The 17862-nt window shown below is 46.4% G+C and carries 14 protein-coding genes and 1 pseudogene; 2 read left to right on the top strand and 13 right to left on the bottom strand.

What is annotated here, in order from left to right:
* A pseudogene (locus ACKPQ4_RS01695) lies at positions 1–257 on the top strand (hypothetical protein); the annotation flags it as partial.
* Positions 258–264: 7 nt separating this feature from the next.
* Here the strand turns inward: ACKPQ4_RS01695 and ACKPQ4_RS01690 are convergent.
* From ACKPQ4_RS01690 to map, 10 genes are all read right to left on the bottom strand, one after another.
* Positions 265–687: a toxin-antitoxin system YwqK family antitoxin gene (locus ACKPQ4_RS01690; protein WP_407679480.1), complete on the bottom strand. Its 423-nt coding sequence runs from the start codon at positions 685–687 to the stop codon at positions 265–267.
* A gap of 26 nt (positions 688–713) precedes the next feature.
* The gene (locus tag ACKPQ4_RS01685; protein ID WP_407679479.1) at positions 714–1709 is read right to left on the bottom strand and encodes a DUF4159 domain-containing protein; all 996 of its coding nucleotides are present in this window, start codon (positions 1707–1709) and stop codon (positions 714–716) included.
* Positions 1706–3274 (bottom strand): hypothetical protein, encoded by a 1569-nt coding sequence (locus tag ACKPQ4_RS01680; RefSeq protein WP_407679478.1) that lies wholly within the window; start codon positions 3272–3274, stop codon positions 1706–1708. Before ACKPQ4_RS01680 ends, ACKPQ4_RS01685 begins: the two co-directional genes overlap by 4 nt.
* Positions 3275–3288: 14 nt before the next feature.
* Positions 3289–5460: a vWA domain-containing protein gene (locus ACKPQ4_RS01675; RefSeq protein ID WP_407679477.1), complete on the bottom strand. Its 2172-nt coding sequence runs from the start codon at positions 5458–5460 to the stop codon at positions 3289–3291.
* Positions 5461–5465: 5 nt separating this feature from the next.
* Positions 5466–8606, bottom strand: a complete 3141-nt coding sequence (locus tag ACKPQ4_RS01670; protein ID WP_407679476.1) for a hypothetical protein — start codon at positions 8604–8606, stop codon at positions 5466–5468.
* Positions 8599–10605 (bottom strand): BatA domain-containing protein, encoded by a 2007-nt coding sequence (locus tag ACKPQ4_RS01665; protein ID WP_407679475.1) that lies wholly within the window; start codon positions 10603–10605, stop codon positions 8599–8601. Before ACKPQ4_RS01665 ends, ACKPQ4_RS01670 begins: the two co-directional genes overlap by 8 nt.
* Positions 10602–11507, bottom strand: coding sequence for a DUF58 domain-containing protein (locus ACKPQ4_RS01660; protein WP_407679474.1), 906 nt, complete (start codon positions 11505–11507; stop codon positions 10602–10604). The genes ACKPQ4_RS01665 and ACKPQ4_RS01660 overlap by 4 nt, the downstream gene beginning before the upstream one ends.
* Before the next feature lie 37 nt (positions 11508–11544).
* Positions 11545–12540 (bottom strand): AAA family ATPase, encoded by a 996-nt coding sequence (locus ACKPQ4_RS01655; RefSeq protein ID WP_407679473.1) that lies wholly within the window; start codon positions 12538–12540, stop codon positions 11545–11547.
* A gap of 105 nt (positions 12541–12645) precedes the next feature.
* Positions 12646–13515, bottom strand: a complete 870-nt coding sequence (locus ACKPQ4_RS01650) for a hypothetical protein (RefSeq protein ID WP_407679472.1) — start codon at positions 13513–13515, stop codon at positions 12646–12648.
* A gap of 14 nt (positions 13516–13529) precedes the next feature.
* Positions 13530–14363, bottom strand: coding sequence for a type I methionyl aminopeptidase (gene map / locus ACKPQ4_RS01645; protein ID WP_407679471.1), 834 nt, complete (start codon positions 14361–14363; stop codon positions 13530–13532).
* A gap of 140 nt (positions 14364–14503) precedes the next feature.
* On the opposite strand from map, the gene ACKPQ4_RS01640 reads away from it, so the two are divergent.
* On the top strand, positions 14504–15628 hold the full coding sequence (locus ACKPQ4_RS01640; protein WP_407679470.1) for a lactonase family protein: 1125 nt from the start codon (positions 14504–14506) through the stop codon (positions 15626–15628).
* A 147-nt stretch (positions 15629–15775) separates the two neighbouring features.
* Here ACKPQ4_RS01640 and ACKPQ4_RS01635 read toward each other — a convergent pair whose 3' ends face one another.
* Genes ACKPQ4_RS01635 through ACKPQ4_RS01625 form a run of 3 tightly spaced genes read right to left on the bottom strand, consistent with a single transcriptional unit; the run spans position 15776 to position 17777 of the window.
* A complete protein-coding gene (locus tag ACKPQ4_RS01635; protein ID WP_407679469.1) occupies positions 15776–17017 on the bottom strand; it encodes a hypothetical protein in 1242 nt (413 codons plus the stop codon).
* Positions 17018–17029: 12 nt separating this feature from the next.
* Positions 17030–17419, bottom strand: a complete 390-nt coding sequence (locus ACKPQ4_RS01630) for a DUF423 domain-containing protein (protein ID WP_407679468.1) — start codon at positions 17417–17419, stop codon at positions 17030–17032.
* Positions 17420–17426: 7 nt separating this feature from the next.
* The gene (locus ACKPQ4_RS01625; RefSeq protein WP_407679467.1) at positions 17427–17777 is read right to left on the bottom strand and encodes a DUF3147 family protein; all 351 of its coding nucleotides are present in this window, start codon (positions 17775–17777) and stop codon (positions 17427–17429) included.
* Between the last annotated feature and the right edge of the window lie 85 nt (positions 17778–17862).

Genomic DNA, 17862 nt, shown 5'->3' with positions numbered 1-17862 from the left:
AATTTTTATTGGGTGGTTACCTGCTAAGCCGGGAATACGGACAACTCATCGAACTTCGCCTACCCCGGGAGGTTAGGCAAAAGAAGCCTGGAAAGTTAGGCCATGGTACAGTCGCTACCTTCCTTTGGACATTTCCAATCATCAATTTAATTGCCCCGATGTTACTAGGAGCCTCCTTGGTTCATGCCAGACTAGGCACCCAAGAACAGAATACGAAAACCTTCTCTACTCTAAAAAATACGACCAATCGCCAATAATACAGGGCTATCTTTTGAATTCGTTTTTGAATTGGGGTCCAATCAATGAACCATTGTTATCCCATTCCTCGATCAGACCAATAGCCAGGCCCTCAGAAAATTTAGTACGTGTCTTCTTCACTCCGTTCTGGTGAAAGGTTACACCTATTCCCGTATAGGGTAGATCATCAGCTTGGTTGTACCACAATCCATCCAACCGTTGCTGAAGCTCTTCATTTTGATCAACAAATGGAGCCGCATCAATGTCCTCTGCTTCCTCCTGTGCAAACTGAAGTCCCTCGAAGGAACACTGGGAGGGTAACAAAACGACCAAAAGTCCCAAAAGGAACATAGCAACAAACCACCAAAAATAAGGCGAACCACTTACTCTTTGCCAAAGTGTGGGGTCGGGCGCTTCTGGAGGGGTGGGGAAAATATCTTCTGCCTTCATGAATGCCTAGCTAATTGATATTTTTTTTAGTTTAGCAAGGCATAAAGAAAAACATTCATGCCCAAACGGGCATAAAAGGAGTGTGCATAATTGCTTATTTCTTCCCCCGAATAATATTTGAAGATCCTCCAGCGGCCGGTGGGTTCTTTTACCCAGAGCGGACGGTTTCCCGGAACTAAGTAGATTTCATCCTTCAACCCATCTTCACGGGTAACCTCATAAGTTTGTCCGGCAAAGGAAGCAACCTGTAGAGTCTCATCAAAATCTTCGGCTGATTCTCGAACCCGAAAAGAAATGGGTGGTATCCATGCACCGAATTCGTCCCTGCCCCACCCCATCGCACAAATAGGAGAGGCAACACAGGCAAGCCGATCATTTACTTTTATTCCGACCATGGAGTATGTTCCCTGAGGCCACTTTTCCTGCTCCACAAAAGTGAGCACGGTATCGGGCAAACGCTTTTGGTCTTCTTCTAAGCGCAAATATTCGTTACCAGGCAAGCCCTTGTAAAAGGTTCGGAATATTTCATGATTTCTGGGTAAGGGAGTAAAGGGCTGATCAGGAAATAATTGCTCAAACCACTGACGAACCTCAGCCCGTTCTTCCCACGCTGCATAACTGTGTCCAAGATCAGTACCAAGAAAGGATGCCTTTATACCAGCGTCGAGGTAAACAAATCCCCCAAGTGTCATATACCTACGCAAAGCTTCATTTTCCTCGGATGAAAAATCGAAATTGGGAAGTTCGTCACAATTTACATAGAGGACTGGATGTTCAAACAGCCTTTCATCAGCCAAGGATTCGATAAATAGCGGATCGGGATCAAAATTGGCGAGGGACCGCTCATTCATAAGTTCGAGCAGACTGGGCAGCGCATCGGGGTAACGTACACGCGTTGGACCATCCCTGCGTAACTGCATGATCCGAATGGCCCCGGTATTCTCCATCTGAACCGATGAATCTTGGCCGTGAGAAAAAACGGCTATCCATACGGAAAAACAAAACAGTAGACTAGATCTCATGGATTTATTCCCATTTGCTGAAGTTCTCTTCGGGCCAATGCACTAATTCGTTCAGCTGGATATTGGCGTAAATATTTGAGCAAGGCAGGCAATCCAACCTTATGATCACCCAGCAATCCATCCATAGCGGCTCGTTGAATAGCATAATCCTTATCTTTTAATGAGCGGGCATGGAGGTCTACCCAACCATCTGCCTGAATCTTTGCAAGGGCTCGCAAAGTAGTTGAGCGAACGAGAGAGTCTTCATCGATTAGGAGATCAAAAAAACATTCTTTAACCACTTCTTTTTCTGCGACCAATAAAAGTTCCGATGCAAAGGACCGAACCTCGACATGGCGGCTTTTAATCAGATTGGTTAAATCATTGCGGTTGATCTGTTCAACCCGTCCACGAAGAAGGGATAGCACCGCTTTTCGCACTTTAATATCTCGATCCTGCAATGCATACCTCCAACTGGAGGCATTTTTCCAACCTTCAGAAAGAGTTAGATGACGTACCCATGCCTGAGATCGCATACTCGCACTTGGGTGTTCGAGCAAAGCTGTATAAATTCGTTTTGCATCTGAACCCAAAGCAGAGAGAGAATAAAATAAGGACTCAGCTTTACCAAAAAGTCCCTTGGCCTTTGACAAGTAAGCGATAATTCGATCGATCATCTGGTTGGATACCCGCTCACCCAACCTCGCCAGATCTACAGCTGAAAGAGTAGCCACTTCATCCACTGGGTCGTTGGTCAATATCCTGAGTATTTTTCGATATTGCGGGAAAGAACGTCCCAAAGACAGGACTGTCCTCGCCAACTTTGCCCGCACCCCAACATCTGAATGTTTAGTAAGGGCCTCCATTTGATCATAAGTACCAGATTGAGCGGCGTACATGCGGGCTTGATCCAAGGCAACGAGCAAAACAGAAACATCCTTATCCCCTAGCAACCGGACGAAAGTTTGAGATTCCATTTGAAAACGTAAAGAGAAGTGATGCTTTAAAACATTTTGACGGACAATGGAGTCAGGGTCGATCAAGGCCTGATTCGCCAGGTCTTGTAAATCTTGGCGAAGCTTCCCGGGAACTGACCGAAGTATACTTCGTCCATTTACTTGAATTCTTTCCATCCCGGATCGCATGAGACCAGGAATTAAACGTGGAATGAGGGCGGAAGTTTCACGCCTAACCTCGACATCAGGATCTCCAATTTTGGAAAATATTTTTTCGACCAATGCCTGTTCATAAATCGGGGCACCATTGTTAAAATGCTCGACCAAAGAGACCATTACCGCACGACGAACCAATTCACTGGAATCATCCAACGCACCAATCAAAAGCAGACTTACTTGGGCATTAGCATACTTACCCAAGAGCTTGGCTGCCCCAACTCGTTCTTCCACCTTGGAGGACTTTAGCTTTTGAGACGCCTGATTTAAAGTATTGTCTATGCTTGAACGCATAGCAGGCAAAGTAACTTCAGTCTGATTATTATCAGTTTGATTGCCCTCAATAGAAACGGGAGAAATTACATCCTGAGAATAAACAAGCTTGGATAGACCCATAGCGAATACCAGCGGCATTACTCTCGCCCCCATCATCGCAAGCCCCCTTTTCTTCGCAAGACCCATTCGACTCCCGCAGCGAGAAACAAAACTGCAAACAAAGGCCAGGCATTAGCCAAGTCATTTCTCTTACTTATTGTAGGTAGGGCGGCAGATAGGTTGGGCACCCATGTATCAGTCATATCTTCGACTCTTACAAATGAACCACCTGTTAGGTTGGCAAGCATTTGTAAATCACGCTCGGCATAGCGCATATCCTTGGCCTCATCTCCGAATTGCCGAATTTTCAGGTAGGAAGATTGCTCGATCTTTTCACCATCAGGAAAACCGAGATTGTAAACCACTCGGTAAGGCCCTGGGTGAGGAGGGATAAATTTCCCAGCGTAGGTACCAAGGTCACCTCCTTGTGGATAAAGTTGCAAGGTTTTGGAAAAACCCTCCGGGCCAGTTATATTTGCCTCCACTCTTGCATCCATAGAGGGTTCAAAATCTGCCCCCAAAGCTTCCATTCGCAATGAGGTTTCATCTCCTGCAATCAAAAAGCCAGGCGTTTGCTCGACCTTGATCCGCTCGACTGTGCCCGAACCAAGCCACTCAACCACTCCCTGCCAGAAGAGTGAAAACTCACGAGAACGTTCTTCGTCACTCAATGCCCTTCTCCAATCATGGGTAGAGCCCCAATAAGCAGATTTACCCGCTCCATATGCCTGTAATGCCATGACAGATAGATCCGGCCTGCCTTTGAGACTGACCACCTCCCGTGCTGCCGGATTGACCCGGGTGATTAAATGAGCTGGCAATCCAGCAGGCAAAAAAGTTTTCCAATTATCCAATCGTTTACGCTCGGAGAACAAAGGGTCGGGTAAAACCGAAAGAGATAGGTTTTGTTTCCCACGAGAAGATTGGGTATCGACCGCTGGCATAACCCCGCCAAGGATTTCACGTGCCAAGCTCGGTTCTCCAAAAAGCAAAAGTCCACCTCCCCGTTTTTGCACAAAATCCTTGAGCGAGGAAATCATAGTTGAGTTTAATTCTTTCAAGCAACCGGCATCCAGCAAGACGACATCATAATCCATCCAAAAGGCGGGGTTTTGTGGGTATCCTTTTGGAGAAAGCTTTTCCCCACGAGCATGAAAAGTTTTCTCCCCCAAACGAATGAGCGAACTCAACTGAAAACGATCGCTAGCTAGGGAGCGTTTAAGAAAAGGATACAAGGGATTAATTTGGTGAGATAAATAGAGTGCGGAAAAAAAAGCGGGCGGAAGAATTTGAATAACTTGTGCATCAGAATTGTCGGAGGGGTCGGAATCTCTCTCGACCGAATCAAGGACCACGCGATAGGTACGAACCCCAGCAATTTCTGGGACAACAGGGCTAAAATTCAACAGCCTTGACTCGCCAGCTTGTAGAGTAATCGATCGATCCTCCAATTCTTCTTCCTCAGCAAACAGGCGGGCAACTAGTTTTACATCTCGGCCAAATCCATTATTTATTTCGGCAGCAAGAATCAATTCTTCCTTGGCTACGATTTCGGAAGGAACCTCCGAAAAAGAGACGGAAAGATTTCCCTGTTCCTGAGCCTCACCCACTCCAATCACGTTTATGGGAATGCCTCGGTTACGGTATTGGTCACCCGCAATAAGTGGAGATTTCCCCACATTATTTCGACCATCTGAAAAAAGCACAACCGCTCCAGGGGCTTCCTTATCCTGCCGTTCAAGTAGTTCAATTAAAGCGTCCCCAATGGCAGTATTTTCACCACTCTCTGGAATGGACCAGCTGGATGAACGGATGGCAGATATATCGTCAATGGAAAAGCCCAGTCGATCAACTGCCCCAAAACTCTCCCTTGTTTGATTAAACCACGAGCCCGTGCGGTCGGGGTCGAGAAAAGAACGGACCAAATCAATTCGCCTTTTACCACCGGACTGATCCCGGTGGTTCATACTTCCAGACAAATCTACCGCAGCAACCAACCTTACCGCATCAGGGTTCGTTTCCTTCGTCTCTATAAATGGCCGGGTGATCAAGATGAGAAAGATTAAGCCGAAAAGACCACGAAGAATAATCAATTTCCAAGCGTCTTTAGCAGTGCTTGCATTAAACAGACACCTAGCATGCCAAAAGAGAAGTATAAAATAAAGCCCTACCCCGGCAATCAGCCAGGAATAGGAATAAGGCCATTCTAGTCCGATCGATTCCATACCTCTTAAGGACCCTCCGCGATGCGACGAAAGTATTCCTGTACTTGTTTTCGGTATCGGGCAGGCGCACGGGTGGATTGATGGTTACGCCGCAAGCTCTGTTCGACCGCTTGCTGCCAATAAAATTGTTCGATCAAACGCGAGGCCTGTTCCACAGCACCAGCAGAAAGAGACCGGCCATTGCTGATATTTTCGGATATGGCGGACTCCTCAAACATCCGTGTAAGGTTTAATAATCGCTCATCAGACTCGGCATCAGGCAAATTGCCTAAGGCCCGAGCGGCTTCTTCATTCGCCTGCCTAAATTCTTCCTCTCCCATGCCCGCACCTTCCTGGCTCATGCGTTGTAAACGTTCGGCCAACTCTCCAAGTTCAGAACTTTCCCCGTAGCGCAATTGATCCTCAACTTTTTGCAGGCCACCCTGTAAACCCTCTAACCCATCCTCTACTTTCCCCTGTTCCTTCTGGGCTTGAGGAAAAGCATCGTAGAGCAGAGAGTTTGATGCTCGCTTCCCCGCTTGCTCCAACCCATCTTCCTTAGCATCCCGGGCGGCTTTTAGAAGTTCCTCGGTGGCACGATCCTGATATTTACCGAGTGATCTCGCGGTACGATCAATCTCTTCAAGCAAGTCTTCCAGACCCTCGTTCAAACTATCCTGTTCTTCGCGTAATCGTTCACCCTGTCCACCCTTAGCATTTTCAGTTTCTCCACGAAGATTCCCCTGTCCTTCTCCAAGTTGTTCAGCCATCTCGGTCAATTGATCAACCATATCAGCCGCAAGCTTGGACATCTCTTGTTCGACTTGGGAGATTGCACGCCCCAGGGCCTCAGATGCGAGCTCGCCGTGAGGTTGAGCTTGGCGGGGTTGATCTCGTCGCAAGTCGCCAGCCCCTGCCTTCATCTCCCGACCAGCCTGGTCAAGGTCTGCTACATCTCCAAGTTTTCCATTCCGATCATACCTTTGCTGTCGCAAACCATCGAGATCTCGACGTATTCCCTCCTGTTCACTGGCGAGGTTCTGATTCGGTTTTCCGGATTGTCCGCTACCCGCAGCTTGTCCGACCTGTTCATTTAAAGAGTCCTGGCGTGCTTCAAGGTTTTCAAGTTCTTCCATTTCCTTGGCCAATTCTTCAAGTTGTTGTGCTGGGTCTTTGCTCTTTTCTCCCTTGGGCTCCTCTTCCTTTTGCTCCCCCTCTTTGCCTGCACTTTTACTCGGTTGTCCCTGACCCTGACCTTTTGTCTTTTCTTTTTCCAACTGTTGCATCAACGCGTATAGCTGTACCAGTTTACGCAGGGCCTGTTCCGAAGATTCGAGGGACAATTCAAGCTCCTGATCTCCCGTGTAAATTTCTGTCTGTTCAATATGATAGGTGGCTTCGTTGAGCAATTCACCGAGGTCCAATCCATCAACAATCGGAAACATTCCCTCAAACTCATCAAAAGTCTTGGTCATTTCGTTTTTTAAGCTCAAAGCCTCGGTACACAAGGCGAGGGACCTTTCCTCCTTTTCCAATCCATCTTCCATCAATGCATCATAACTATCCCGGATGATCTGTTTGGTACGGTTAATGAATTGTCGGATGGGGATTTCTTTGGTATCGCCCTCCATACCTGCACCCGCTTGATCTTCCGACTCGGTCGAATTTCCTTCTGGAGGAAGAATTTCGATAAAATAGATTTCGGACCGAGCAAGTTGGTTTTTGGGTTCCTTATTATCGGCAGCAAAGGCCATGTATGTGATTACATCTCCTACAGCGAGCGGATATTCGCTGAGGTCTAAAATGCCAGTAACTGCTTTTTCTTTTTCCACTGGATCGACAAATAGTCCCTCTTCCCGCTTTTCTCCGTCGTGAGATACATGGAGGCGCAAATCGGAAATCCCGTGATCATCTGCAGCAAAGACCTCGATGAGTAATGGCTCTGCGTCATAAGGAAGTTCCAAATCCTTAGCAGGTTCTGAAATCTCAATAATTGGAGGTTCATCAGGAACCGGGGAAAAATTCACTAAATCATAAAGAATTTCCGGTCGTCCAGGCTCGCTGGGATCAGATAGCCCCAAACGCGCAGACCATTCTTTTTCCATTTTCCCTTTCCAAGAAAAAGTGACCTTTCCGATTTTCTCCAATGAATAATTACCCTCTTCACTAATTAAGCGTGCTCTTACCTGTTCTGGGAAATCTTTCACCCGGACATCCAAGCGAACCTCACTGTTTTCAGGAGCTTCAAGATAGCCAAAGCCATCATGATTAATTTGTCCCATTTTTAAGTAAGCAGGTGGCGTAATTTCCCAACGGGCAAATTCGAGCTCGGGTGGATCGTAAGGAATGATTTGATGCCAAGCACTTTCCAACGAAGGGGTGACTACCCGGTATCGAAGGGTCTCTTGAAGGGAGGGCAGTACAAACTCTAACTGACCAGGTGTTTCGGTCGGGACCATACTTAGACGGACGGTACCGTTTTCTTCACCCCATTCAATCGATGCCGATTTAGAGCCTCGATGCCCCCGCAGAACTTCGGCTCGTATCGATACATCTGTCCCCCTTCGGTACTCAAAGTCGGGATCGTTTAATTGATCATCGGTGGCTCCGCTTAAACTTGTCTGTACACGAAGTCCCGGTTCACCAGTCCAGGATGCGAGAGCTTTGTTGAGCGGACTGCGGTCCATATTCCAAAGGGAAAGAAGTAAGCCGCATACAAGTCCAACCACCAAAAAATTCCAAAATGAAGCAGAAGGACGAACTCCTTTGCCCCAATCAAGGGATAAGGATTTTCTATCTAGCTCACGCAGAACTCGGCGTTCCATCAACCCAGGTTTTTTCCTTTTTTCTTCTATCTCGACCGCTGAGTTTAAAAGATCTCGCAATTCGGGATTGGCAGACTCCACTTGCCTGGCCAGTTGCGCAGAACCAGGACGGCTAATCCATGTACGAATAAACAAAATCAAAAAGCAAAAAAGGGACAAGGTAATAGCCCCAAATAACCAAGTCGAAACCTCCGCTTCCTGAATCGGTGAAAAAGCGTCATAAAGATCGAGAAGAATCAATAAACCTGACCAGGCAAGAAAACCGGAAATAATTGCACCAAGGGACTGAGCAAAAACCATGACCCGTGATTCCCTGCGTAATCTGCGTACAAAATTAGCCACTTGCCGACTCCTCACTGTTATGAGTTTTAGAAACTGGGGCCGAGAGGATCATTTCTGTAATAATGAGGATGGCCGAAGCTAATGCAAACCAAGGCCAAAGAGGGATACCTGATTGAGCTTTGACTTGGTTGACAGACAAGTCTGCCGGCACCGAAGAGGAGTTTCCAACGAGAGCTTCAGTTAATTCATTCTGATTGATCACCTCAGGCATGGATTCAACAAGGGGATGCACAACTTCAATCCTTTTTTCACCCATTTGAAAAAGCCCAAGGTTTTGAGTATCCACAGGGTTGTCCCCGATCTCTAATGCCTCTCCTGCCTGCAAACGGATAGCTCCTCCAAGGCTCTCTTGCTTTTGATTGAGGGCACACAACTCAACAAGTAAAGGAAGAAAAGAGTTACGCATAGGCAGGTCTGTCCATTGGGGAAACATGCGAAAAGTAAAAAAGATCAGCCTTCCACCACTGGGAAATGAACGAACTAAAACCAAGGGTTTGCCAGAACGATCCCGCAAAGGAACTTCCAGGCTCTCATCTTCTTGAACAGTTATAAATTGTTTAATTTGGGAAAGATACAAGTCCCGGGCGGAATCACCTGAGAATACCCTCGATAATTCACTTTTCTCCGCCAGCACTTCAAAGCGAAAAGGGTCGATCCCCGGTATAGTCTGGTTAATCCCGCCAAAAGTAAAACTGAGCATTCCTGATTCTTTAAAAACTTGGTTCATTGCTACAAATGAATCATCTGGGGGGGTAATTAGTACAGTTCCCCCGCCCTGCAAGTGAGAATCCAAAGGGATGGATAAGTCCTCATCTTCAAACCATCTGGACAGGCCAAGAACCAGGAGTAATTCAAGGGGTGGTCCGGTTATTCCCATCCGCACTTCATTGGCCCTTTCTTTATTTTCCTGCCAACGAATCCAAGTGCCATCACCGGCACTTTCCATGGCCGCCTGAAGAAATTGTTGCTCCAAGGAATCAGAATCCTTCGGGCTAGGATTTTTCCAAAAACCAAAAGATCGTGGTAAGGGTGGAAGAACCCATAACGATTGATTATCGTCCAAAGCATAAGCATCTGCCTGGTCAATACTTACTGATGCTTGAGCAAAATCTTGAGCCGGTAAAATAAATTGAACTTGTTGCGAGCCCAAAGGAGGAAGAGAGGTTTCAATCGTCTGCCTGACAGCACCACCAGCAAAAATGGAAACATTTATATCCGATCGTTGATCTTCCCAATTTCGCAAAGCCGTCCAAACCCGGACTTTTTCAGTACCCAAAGGAGCAACCCGGGCATCCACGATTGATCGATTAAAGGATCGAGTTGACCAGGGGGCTTCACCATGTCCAACTGGGAGCAATTCAATAGTAATTCCGGCCTCTCCGAACGATCCAGCCATGTCCTGCCAGGAAGATTTTTGAAAGTCACTAACGCAGACAACTTTTTTCAAACCTGCCTGCGGTGAAAACAAATCCGCTGACCGATCGATCAAATTTTGAATCCCAAGGGCTGATGACTGGGGGGTTAATTCCTCAATGGCCTTGAGCAGTTCTTCCTTTTTTGTTCCCACAGCCCACTCGGTTAAAGCACCCTTTTGAGTAGCCAATAAACCAAATGTTTCATCGGCTGAATTTTGTAAACGGACGCCGACTTCTTCAATCATTTCATCCCATGCTCCCCAACCTGACATACTCGGGCTACAATCGATAACAAAGATTGATTGGCTGGACCCCGAAGATAACGGGTTTTCCAAATCAGGCTCTTGCCAGTACGGATCCGCAAGCAGGAGGGCCAACAGGACAAAGAGTAAAATGCGTAGAATAAGGAGTAACCAGTCACTGGGTTTACGACGACCTGTCCTGGGAATACTTGAAGAACGAAGAAAACGGAGACTTGAGAAGGATACTTTATGAGCAATCCTCTGGTAGGCTAAATGGGCAATAATTGGCAGTGCTATGGCGAGGCCAGTCCACAAAGCAAGAGGCTGTCCAAATTCCATCATTTATTCATCCCCCGCATACCAAGAAATTTGCGGATGCCATGACCCAGATCGTCGTGGGTACGTAAGGTAGAAAATTCAGAACCCGTTCCAGCGAAAATCCCACTGAGCTTTTCCAAATGATTGCTCATACTCAATTGATAATCTCCACGGATACGATCAGGAGATACGGAAACTTCTCCCTGCCCTTCAAGTTCAACAAAACGAACGGCCTCAGCATCGGGAAGTTTTTCCTCAAGCGGGTCAAGAACCTGTAAGCAGATACACTCATAACGGGGAGAACGGGCAAAACTCAAACGATCACGCAGCTTAGCCTCATTTTCTAAAAAATCTGAGATAACCACCACGGTGGCGTGCATCGGAAGTTTGCTTTTGAATTTGTCCCAGGCTGGATCGCCCACATCCAACCCACTCGGACTCATTCCGCCAATACAGGCAAGTAGGCTTTTAAAACTTTCTTTCCCCCCGGATGGGAACATCCATTGCATCGAATCCTCAGACCCACCAAACAGTCCGATCCGGTCACCCTGACGCTGGGCTAAATATGCCATACATGCGGCAAGCATTTGAGCATATCGGAACTTGGAACAGGGAGATCCCTCGCCTTGGTAACTCATGGAGGCACTGCCATCTAAAACGATAAAGAGGTTGGCGTTGGCACTTTCCTGGTAAGATTTGGAGACCAATTCACCCAGCTTACCATAAACCTTCCAGTCCACATTCTTTAAATCCTCACCGGCCTCATAGGAACGATATTGAAAAAACTCATTCCCCTGCCCCTGTCGCCTACTTCGGTGTAAACCAAAAAAGTTTCCCTCTACCACTACCTTTGCAAGCAGGAATAGATCATCAATCCTCGAAAGATGAACCGGATCAAGCAGCGGATTCTCCGAAGATTTAATCACGTGGAGAAAATGTGGTTAAGAATGAGGGCTGGTTTATTTATTCGGATACCTGGTCGAGCAAACGGTCGATCAGGTCATCTGAGCTTAAACCTTCAGACTCAGCCAGAAAACTCGGAAGAATACGATGGCGCAGAGCCGACTTGGCCATGGCCCGGATATCTTCGCGAGAAGCATTGGGACGACCGTTAAGTAAGGCACGTGCCTTCGCCGAAAGGACCAAAGCCTGAGAACCACGGGAACCCGCACCCCATTTGATTCTTTCTGCAATCCAAGGATCGCATCCAGTTTCTCCCGGACGGGAAGCGGAAACCAGTCGCACGGCGTAAGAAACCACGCTTTCAGGGGCGGGCACTTGTCTGGTAAGGTATTGCAAAGTTTCAATTTCAGGACCGGAAAGTACCGCTTGAGGCAATGGACGTTCCGATCCGGTGGTATCTCCAACCATCCGTATTTCGTCTGCTTCCGGAAGGTATTGAATAACTGGGTTCAACAAAAAGCGATCAAGCTGAGCCTCCGGCAAAGGATAAGTGCCTTCCAATTCGATAGGGTTTTGAGTGGCGAGTACGAAAAAAGGGCTTTCTAGAGAACGAGTTTCTCCTGCAACCGTAACCTGTCTCTCTTCCATTGCCTCGAGCAAGGCAGCCTGAGTCTTTGGCGGAGTACGGTTGATTTCATCCGCTAATACAACTTGAGAAAAGATCGGGCCGGGAACGAAACGAAAGGACAGTTTGCCACTGCTTGCATCTTCATCAACCACTTCCGAGCCAACCACATCAGCTGGCATAAGGTCGGGAGTAAATTGAATTCGTTTAAATCCAAGTGTCAGGCAATTGGCCACAGTTTTGACCAATAAGGTTTTGCCCAATCCAGGAATACCTGTGAGCAGGCAATGTCCGCGTGCCAACAAAGAGATGAGCAACTGCTCGATTACCTCGTCTTGGCCAACAACCGCCTTGCGAATCTCCCCCAGCAAGCGTTCGCGCGTTTCCGATAATTTGTCCAAGGCTTCCTGAGCCGCTGTGTCTGTGGTCATGTATATTTATCTATTACAATTGTTAGTTATGGGCAATTTATCGTTCCACCACCTCTTGTCCATCCTCACAACCTAAAAGTCCTCAGAAGAGGAGGATATTTTCGGTCAGTTCTGACCGGTGATCGTGAGCAATCTTTCCCATTCCTCTGTAAAGCGGCGCAGATGCGGACGATTTTGCGCGCTTTCAGACTCGAGCAATTCACGAACCAGGTTTTGCTCCTCATTGTATTCTTCCGGTGTGAGTAAACCAGAAAAGTGAGCAACTCTTGCCCAAAGTAAATGGGTCGTAAAAGCATCAAATTCATTATAGGCCACAATCTCATCCAATTTGCCTTCCAACCATATTTGAGCAACGGAGTCTCCGCTAACTTCCATCTTTCCTGGTATCCCGCTTAGAGTTGCTGCCTGATGTAAAGTCGGACGATCCCTGAATTGCCCCATCGCATCTGCCAGATCGATGTTGTAATCAGAATTGCGGGCATCAAAATAATCAACCCCATCCCAGGGCTTATTGGGGCGATCAGAAAAACCAAAACCAGGAAGCCCGTGAACAATTGATCGCTGTACCAGTATAGGGACATCAGCCTGTGCGGAATTATAACCGACCAACTGGGGCTTTCTACGACCGACTGATTTGAGAAAACTTGTGAGGATGGTTTTTTCGTCTGATTTCCCTGGATCTGTGGGATCAACAGGTAAAGAAATAAGTTTTAACGAAGGACGACCTCCTGGTGCCCGTTCCCGAAGAATACCCGCCAAGGAAACCACCCGACATAAAATGGTCTTAAGGTAGGGTTGAAAGTCTGCGGCATCTCCCTCTTTTCGTGCACTCGACCACAACGCTTCAAAGGATTCTTCAGCTTGTGGACCCGGTTCTTCAACAGGCTTGGAATTGTGTAAAATTTCTGCTGACTTGGGATCGGGAATCCATTCGACATCAAAAGAAAATACACTGTCCGATATTTTTTTGAGCATTGTGAATTAAGGCATTAAAAATCCAATTCGACCTCGAGATCGAGTTGTTCTAATTTTTCTTTGAGAAACTTGGTCGCGTGGTGGTAACCGGGAGGCAAAGTTACGATCTCTGGGGTACCCACATCAACAAGAAGAGTGTGTTCAAAATGAGCTGAGGGCAATTTATCTTCCGCCAATGCAGTCCATCCATCTTTGGCCATACGAATGCCTGGATTTTTTGTGTTTACCATAGGTTCGACACAAATGGCCATTCCCTTGCGCAGTTGCGGACCGGTTCCCGCTTTTCCAAAGTTCGGAATTTGGGGATCTTCATGTAGGGTACGCCCAACCCCGTGACCGACAAAGTTGGTAATGATGGCAAAGCCTTGGTCACGCACATGCTGCTGTACCCCGGAGGAGATATCTCCCACCCGGTTTTTATGCAGCGCATTGATTAAACCTAGGTATAAGGACTGCTCAGTTACCCGAAGCAAACGAGCCACCTCAGCAGTGACTTCACCCACGGGAACTGTCCGGCAATTATCTCCAATAAATCCATCCTGCTTCACACAAACATCAACTGATAAAACGTCTCCCTCCTGAAGAATACATTCTTTAATACCGATGCCATGCACAACCTCTTCATTTACGGATAAGCATGTGTGTGATGGAAAGATGCGATGACCTGAACGATATCCCTTGCAGGCACTCTTCACTCCAAGTTCCTCCATGATTTCACCTCCAGCTTCATCAATTTCCCAAGTGCTCATACCGGGCTTGACCAGTTCGCATAATCGGTCCAGAACCTCGGCTGCGGAACGACCTACTTTACGCATGCGCTCTTTTTCCTTAAAATTTTTACAAATCACTTTTTATTAGCATTTACATAGCCTTCTTTTCAGCAATCCAAAAAATATATTCTCTTTACATAGACTAATGTTTATCAAAATCTCTGTAGCAAGTTGCCATCCTTTTCTTACATCTAAAAATGGAAAGTACCCCAAGCAATATGAGAAATTCTAAAATCATCTTTTTTTTTATTTTACTAAGTGGCATGATTTCTCGATATAGTCATGGAGAAGAACTTACTCTTTACATTGGCACAGGAGGAAAAAAGGCAGAAGGTATTTACCGTACTAGTTTCAATGAACAAACGGGGCGGTTCTCAGATGTCTCTTTGGCTGCCAAAATTAATGCCCCAGGCTTTCTTACAGCACACCCAAGTCTAAATTGTTTGTATGCAGTAGCCCGATGGAAAAACCAGGCTGGTGTGGTTGGATACAAGATCGGAAAAGATCAAAAACTTGAGGAATTTACCCGCAAGGTCTGCCCGGATGGTATGGGGTGCCACCTCGCGGTCCATCCGAGTGGGAAATTTTTACTTACTACCCAATACGGGGGAGGTTCGGTTGGTTTTTTTCCTCTCAATGAAAAGGGTGAGTTAAATAAGCCAACTATCTTTGAACACAGCGGTGGCTCTAAGGTATTTGGAACCCGTCAAGATTCTCCCCATCCTCACTGGTGTGGATACTCTCCCTGCGGAAAATTCGCCCTTATCCCCGATCTTGGCCTCGATCAAATCGTTCTTTACCGAATTGATTTAGAAGAGATTAAAATGTCTCCACACAGAATTGCACGAAGTCGAACTGGGGGAGGTCCAAGACACATGAGGTTTTCCACAAATGAGAAATGGATTTATTTGCTTAATGAATTAAGCCTATCGGTTGAGGTTTTTTCCTGGGACTCCAAATTGGGAGAAGCAAAATGTATAAGCGAGTCCCCCACCCTTACAGAACCTGAAAAAATAGGTGAAAGCTTTAATTCGGCCGCGGAAATTTTGGCACATCCATCAGGCAAGTGGATTTATTCCTCTAATCGGGGACACGATTCCGTGACCGTTTTTTCAACAAACCCGGACGGTTCCTTGAAGGTTTTACAAAAACAACCCATACGAGGAGCATTCCCCAGAAATATTAACTTAACTCCAAGTGGAAACTGGTTATTGGCGGCCGGACAAGATTCCAACACCATAACGGCTCATCGTGTCGACCCTGTAAGTGGCAAGCTGACTTACCAAAGAGGTTCCATAATTAATGTACCCCAGCCCATTTGTTTATTTTTTCTAAAAAAGTAGACCTTACAGTAGCTTAGTTTGCTCCGTCACCGAATCCGCTTACAGCTTAACCAACACCGGTCGATTTTACGAAACTTTCCCTAGTAAAAAGGCAAAGCAGCCAGCTTTGCTAGACTCTTTTCTACCTAGAATATAAGTGACAACAAATTACTTGGAACTGCGACCAGATGGAAATTTTTGGGCTTTTATCACTGCCTCTGTTTCCGCGAGCAATTTTTTTCTTTGTTCTAAATTTGATAAGCTTGCCGCCCAGTTCAATGCCCCTTGGGGATCCGACTTTCTAATCTGCCGGACCAAAGCCTCAATCGCCGGATCCGCATCAGTTCCTTCAGGAAATTGATTAATCCATTCGGCGGTGGCAGTAGGGTCTTTTCGCGACCAAACTTTTGCAACCTCTTGCATCGCCACTTTCCTGGAATCTCCTTCGGGCATCTGCAGGACCCATTCTCCAGCATCACTAGGGTTCTGCCTCGCCATCTCGCGAGAAACATCTTCACTAACTGCCGATTTTATCGAGGAGTCCTCCATCGAGTCCACCCACTCGACTGCACGGGAAATGTTTGATCTAGCCACTTTTTCTCCCAGTTCTCCATAAGCAAATTCCTGCAATGAACCTTCAGGCAAATGTTCCGCCCAGTGCAGGGCAACCTCTTCTCCCTGATTCCAAACCTTTTCGAATAAGATATGGGCAGACCTTCCCCTGACACGTCCATAAGGCAGCTCAGTCATTAAATCAGTGGCCCGGGGTAAACTTGATTCTGATAGTCCATTAATAATCCCTATAAAATAGGGGTTTTCTTCGCCCTCAAAGTTTTCCTTCGCCCAAGTAATTGCAGCATCAGCATCCTCACGGGACCAAGAATCCATGATCGAACCGCTCGCAACATGCTTGTCCCAATGTTCCTGCTTCTGACTCCAAGTCAGTGCAGCCTCAGGGTCTACTTTGCCCCAGGCGAAAGCGAGGATTTTTAACTCGCTGAATCGACCGGGCCCTCCGGGTAATGATTCGTAGGCCTGCAGTGCCGTTTGAATGGCACCAGCATTTGGCTCTTTGAGCAATTCAACAAATGCTTCCAACCTTTCAAGTGGATGGCTGGACCCCAACTTACTAGCTAACGAACGATTCTTTAACGGTTCAATTACTTCTTCACTAATTCCTTTTTCAATTTCAGATGCTGCAGCCACAACGGCGATTTCCATTGGCCGAGCAGTGCTGTCCTTAACAGGCAAAACAAAATTATTTTTTTGAGGTAGAGTGGATTTCTCCAAGTTTCCATCCAAAGAAGCAACGAATGAATTATTGGACTGAACAGAATCGTGTTCTAATCCCATCCAATAGGCACTAATTACAGTTAAGATCCAAATTGCAGTGGCTAAGGCTTTATTCATTTAATTTAAATCCTAATCAGATGATGAGTTCAGCCAAATTATTCGGATTAACATGAGCCAAGATAAAACAAAGCCCATCCCGCCGAAAGGAGTAACCCTGACCAACCAGTTAGGTCCTCCAAAAACCCAAAGATAAATACTCATACAAAAAAGGATAATCGATAACAAAAGCGTCTTCCACAGATAAGCGGGCAGTCGAAGTTTTGGAATATACAGGGTTAGGCCCAAAATAACCAAAAGTAAGGAATGCAGCATTTGAAAATCCACCGCATTTCCATAAGCAATCCGCATTTTTGGGGTGGTCAAAAAAACTTGCTCCAATCCATGAGCCCCGTAAGCAGCCAATAAAACCGAGGATGAGCCAAAAATTGCACCTGAGAAAAGTGGCCAATTTATCTGCATAATGGGCCTACAAATTCATCCCGAATTTTGCCAAAACCTTAGTCATGACAACATAGAGGAAACCTGTTAGAGCTATACCCGCAGACAAGGCGACAGGAAAAGAGACTCCTTTGCGCATCATCCATGGCATAAGTAGGAACATGGGGAGAGAGGGAAGCACATACCAAAATGTGCCCTCCGCATGATCAGCAATCCGTGAAACCTCTTTTGTTTCTGCGTACATCCAAATCATACCAAGAACAGAAATTAAGGGCAAAGACGCGATTAAACTACCAAGCAAAGGTAGCTTTTTGGATATCTCAGAAATCACAACAATGATGCCTGCGGATATTAGTAGTTTACATAAATACCAAACCATACTCATAAATTCCCAAAGAATATCAGAAAAGACCAACCCAAAACAAAATCTTTAAAAATGATATGAATTAGTAGTTCAATTCCGA

The organism is Candidatus Chordibacter forsetii (assembly GCF_964187505.1).
Lineage (GTDB): Bacteria > Verrucomicrobiota > Verrucomicrobiia > Opitutales > Seribacteraceae > Chordibacter > Chordibacter forsetii.
This window is presented reverse-complemented; position numbering and strand designations above follow the sequence as displayed.

Bases quoted from the DNA above. Each gene is read 5' to 3' on its own strand.
- ACKPQ4_RS01690 (WP_407679480.1), bottom strand. From the start codon at position 687: ATGAAGGCAGAAGATATTTTCCCCACCCCTCCAGAAGCGCCCGACCCC.
- ACKPQ4_RS01685 (WP_407679479.1), bottom strand. From the start codon at position 1,709: ATGAGATCTAGTCTACTGTTTTGTTTTTCCGTATGGATAGCCGTTTTT.
- ACKPQ4_RS01680 (WP_407679478.1), bottom strand. From the start codon at position 3,274: ATGCCGCTGGTATTCGCTATGGGTCTATCCAAGCTTGTTTATTCTCAG.
- ACKPQ4_RS01675 (WP_407679477.1), bottom strand. From the start codon at position 5,460: ATGGAATCGATCGGACTAGAATGGCCTTATTCCTATTCCTGGCTGATT.
- ACKPQ4_RS01665 (WP_407679475.1), bottom strand. From the start codon at position 10,605: ATGATGGAATTTGGACAGCCTCTTGCTTTGTGGACTGGCCTCGCCATA.
- ACKPQ4_RS01655 (WP_407679473.1), bottom strand. From the start codon at position 12,540: ATGACCACAGACACAGCGGCTCAGGAAGCCTTGGACAAATTATCGGAA.
- ACKPQ4_RS01650 (WP_407679472.1), bottom strand. From the start codon at position 13,515: ATGCTCAAAAAAATATCGGACAGTGTATTTTCTTTTGATGTCGAATGG.
- ACKPQ4_RS01640 (WP_407679470.1), top strand. From the start codon at position 14,504: ATGAGAAATTCTAAAATCATCTTTTTTTTTATTTTACTAAGTGGCATG.
- ACKPQ4_RS01635 (WP_407679469.1), bottom strand. From the start codon at position 17,017: ATGAATAAAGCCTTAGCCACTGCAATTTGGATCTTAACTGTAATTAGT.
- ACKPQ4_RS01630 (WP_407679468.1), bottom strand. From the start codon at position 17,419: ATGCAGATAAATTGGCCACTTTTCTCAGGTGCAATTTTTGGCTCATCC.
- ACKPQ4_RS01625 (WP_407679467.1), bottom strand. From the start codon at position 17,777: ATGGTTTGGTATTTATGTAAACTACTAATATCCGCAGGCATCATTGTT.